The sequence below is a fragment of the Bradyrhizobium sp. ORS 375 genome (genome assembly GCF_000239775.1).
Classification (GTDB): Bacteria; Pseudomonadota; Alphaproteobacteria; order Rhizobiales; family Xanthobacteraceae; genus Bradyrhizobium.
Genome location: NZ_CAFI01000281.1, coordinates 1 through 3,028, shown reverse-complemented (window position 1 = coordinate 3,028; position 3,028 = coordinate 1). Strand labels below are relative to the sequence as shown.

General features: G+C 68.4%; 4 protein-coding genes and 1 pseudogene. 3 read left to right on the top strand and 2 right to left on the bottom strand.

Annotated elements, in window-relative coordinates:
- The first annotated feature begins 345 nt into the window (after positions 1–345).
- Entirely contained in the window at positions 346–1,893 is a 1,548-nt protein-coding gene (amaB, locus tag BRAO375_RS20245) for an L-piperidine-6-carboxylate dehydrogenase (RefSeq protein ID WP_009029307.1), read from the top strand.
- 74 nt (positions 1,894–1,967) lie between these two features.
- Complete coding sequence (locus BRAO375_RS20240) at positions 1,968–2,153, top strand: DUF3606 domain-containing protein (protein ID WP_009029306.1); 186 nt, start codon at positions 1,968–1,970, stop codon at positions 2,151–2,153.
- Here the strand turns inward: BRAO375_RS20240 and BRAO375_RS20235 are convergent.
- Both BRAO375_RS20235 and BRAO375_RS20230 read right to left on the bottom strand, forming a co-directional pair.
- Positions 2,150–2,362: a hypothetical protein gene (locus BRAO375_RS20235; RefSeq protein WP_009029305.1), complete on the bottom strand. Its 213-nt coding sequence runs from the start codon at positions 2,360–2,362 to the stop codon at positions 2,150–2,152. The genes BRAO375_RS20240 and BRAO375_RS20235 overlap by 4 nt on opposite strands.
- Before the next feature lie 59 nt (positions 2,363–2,421).
- Positions 2,422–2,712: a hypothetical protein gene (locus BRAO375_RS20230; protein ID WP_009029304.1), complete on the bottom strand. Its 291-nt coding sequence runs from the start codon at positions 2,710–2,712 to the stop codon at positions 2,422–2,424.
- A gap of 183 nt (positions 2,713–2,895) precedes the next feature.
- On the opposite strand from BRAO375_RS20230, the pseudogene BRAO375_RS38615 reads away from it, so the two are divergent.
- Positions 2,896–3,028: pseudogene (locus BRAO375_RS38615) on the top strand (isochorismatase family protein); the annotation flags it as partial.

Below are 3,028 nucleotides of genomic sequence, written 5' to 3'. Positions count from 1 at the left end.
GTTTCAGAGGGGCCGTCGATATCACCAGCCCGGGCGCTGCGGCGTCGCGGGGGCTCTGTTGCGCGCCTGGATTCGGGGAGCGCCGCGGCAAGGCGCGTGGGACACGGTGAAAACGGCGGCAGGCTCCAGATGGCTCTGCATGTGATGCTCCCCGATCAGCCGGGACGGCGTGCCCGGTGATGGGAGGCCGAACTGGCGGGGACATGACGACAACTGCCAAGTGGCCGATTGCACAGCGCCCGGTGCTCGCGCCGTCGCGGAATTTGATCTACACGGGGGCATTCACAAGTGACCACCCATGACCGTTTTGCGCGCACCGGCGCGAGAGACACGACGGAGTTGCAGATGTCCCCCAGCCACAAGCCCCTCAATCTTGCTGCGGAAGCGACCGAGATCCTGACCTCGTTCGGCGTCGCGCCGGAGCGGCTGCGCGGCGGCGCGCGCCCGGCGCGTTCACCGGTGACGGGCGAGGTGCTGGCGCAGGTGCATGACGACACCAGGGCGGATGCGACGGCGGTGATTGCCCGCGCCCATGAGGCGTATCTGCAGTGGCGGCTGGTGCCGGCGCCGAAGCGCGGCGAGCTGGTGCGGCTGTTCGGCGAGGAGCTGCGCGCTCACAAGGCGGCGCTCGGCCGGCTGGTCTCGATCGAGGCCGGCAAGATCATCTCCGAGGGGCTCGGCGAGGTGCAGGAGATGATCGACATCTGCGACTTCGCGGTCGGCCTGTCGCGTCAGCTCTATGGCCTGACGATTGCGACCGAGCGCGCCGAGCACCGCATGATGGAGACGTGGCATCCCCTCGGCGTCACCGGCGTGATCTCGGCGTTCAACTTTCCGGTGGCGGTGTGGGCCTGGAATGCGGCGGTCGCGCTGGTGTGCGGCAACAGCGTCGTCTGGAAGCCCTCTGAGAAGACGCCGCTGACGGCGCTCGCCTCCGACGCGCTGCTCGCGCGCGCGCTCGCCCGCTATCGGCGCGAGGGCGGCGTTGCCCCCGATGGCCTTGCCGGCCTGATGCTGGGCGGGCGTGCCGTTGGCGAGATGCTGGTCGACGATGCCAGGGTGCCGCTGGTGTCGGCGACCGGGTCGACGGCGATGGGGCGCGTCGTCGGCGCCTGCCTCGCGGGTCGTTTCGCCCGGGCCATCCTCGAGCTCGGCGGCAACAATGCCGCGATCGTCACGCCCACGGCCGATCTCGATCTCACTCTGCGCGCGGTGGCGTTCGCGGCGATGGGCACGGCCGGCCAGCGCTGCACCAGCCTGCGCCGTCTGTTCGTCCATGCTGACGTCTATGAGCAGCTCGTGCCGCGCCTGAAGCAGGCCTATGCCTCGGTCGCGATCGGCAATCCGCTGCAGCCGGGCACCTTGATCGGTCCGCTGGTCGACCGCGGCGCCTATGAGGCCATGCAGGACGCGCTGAGCGCGGCGAAAGATCATGGCGGGCGCGTGTTCGGCGGCGAGCGCGTCGCGGTCGGCGGCTACGAAGAGGCCTACTACGTGCGGCCGGCGCTCGTCGAGATCGCCACGCAAAGCGGGCCGGTCGAGCGCGAGACCTTCGCGCCGATCCTCTATGTGATGCCGTATCGCGATCTCGCGGCCGCGATCGAGCTGCACAACGCCGTGCCGCAGGGGCTGTCGTCGTCGATCTTCACCAACGATCTGCGCGAGGCCGAGCTGTTCGTGTCCTCGCGCGGCTCCGATTGCGGCATCGCCAACGTCAATATCGGCCCGTCCGGCGCGGAGATCGGCGGCGCGTTCGGCGGCGAGAAGGAGACCGGCGGCGGCCGCGAATCCGGCTCCGACGCATGGAAGGCCTATATGCGTCGCGCGACCAACACGGTGAACTATGGCCGCAGCCTGCCGCTGGCGCAGGGCGTCAAGTTCGATTTGGGGTGACCCACTGATGCCTTGGGTCGTCAGCGGAACTGCTTTGCCGATTCGTGCGTTGCGCGCTGACAAGGAGATTCACCATGGCAGCCAAGAAGAAGACGTCGACAGCGAAGTCGGCACGCGGACGCAAGCAGGATCGCGCCCGCGTCGCCGGCGGTCAGGACTACGAAGTTCGCTACGAGGCCAAGAAGAGCGGCCGTTCGGCCTCGGCCGTCAAGAAGGTCGGCAACAGCCGCAAGAAGGTCGAGCGCAAGCTGGCGCGCTAATGCTTCTGCGGCCGCTGCGGCGGCCGCAGCGATCCCCTGGTCCAGCCGAGCGCCTTCGGGGAATGCAGCGGATCGGGGCCGTCGCAGGCAGGACAGATCAGCGCGCGTCGCTCGCCCTTGTCGTGAGGTGTCGCCTCGCGCATCACCAGCGGCCGGCCGCAGGTCTGGCAGGGTTTTCGCATCAGCCACGCGGTGGGACGCTTCAGCACGACGACCTCTCCAGAGCGAGGCATCAGCCTAGGCTGAAATGTGGCGGGCGCGGAATCACTTATTTGAATCGTGGCAATTCTTCCGGCTCGCGGGACGGTGAGCAGTCAGGACAGCTATCGCCGATTCCGGCAAGAGCCTCCTCGATCGCCGCGAGCGCTTCCGAACTGCAGATGCCGCGAGGCGGGTCGTCGCGCGCCACATCGCGCGCCCGGGCCAGCGCGTGCGGGTCGCCGCGCTCCTGCATCCAGCCGTGCTCGTCGCATTCGACGATCGCGCCGGCCTCGCGCAGCGTAGCGATCGCCCAGCCTTCGAGGCTGCGGGTGGCGGGGCGTGTGACGAGCGTTGGCATTTGCGAATCTCTCCTTCCAAGAGAAACCACCATCGCCGCGGCGTTTCCAGTCCTGCCGTGCAGGGCAGGGATTCCGAATTGCAGGGGCTTGCCGCACTGGCAAAATCTTGGCCGGGCCGGCTTGAGATCGGCGCCGGCTGCGGCCATCCTCGGGTCCATTCAGGCAAGCGGGTGCGGATAGGGATGCAGATCAAGACCAACGAGGATGCGCTGCTCATCATCGATGTGCAGAATGATTTTTGCCCGGGCGGGCAGCTTGCCGTCGCCGAGGGCGACGCCGTCGTGCCGGTGATCAACCGGCTGGGCGGGCTGTTCG

Excerpts from the sequence above, each read along its gene's own strand:
- amaB (WP_009029307.1), top strand. The coding sequence starts at position 346 with ATGTCCCCCAGCCACAAGCCCCTCAATCTTGCTGCGGAAGCGACCGAG.
- BRAO375_RS20240 (WP_009029306.1), top strand. The coding sequence starts at position 1,968 with ATGGCAGCCAAGAAGAAGACGTCGACAGCGAAGTCGGCACGCGGACGC.
- BRAO375_RS20230 (WP_009029304.1), bottom strand. The coding sequence starts at position 2,712 with ATGCCAACGCTCGTCACACGCCCCGCCACCCGCAGCCTCGAAGGCTGG.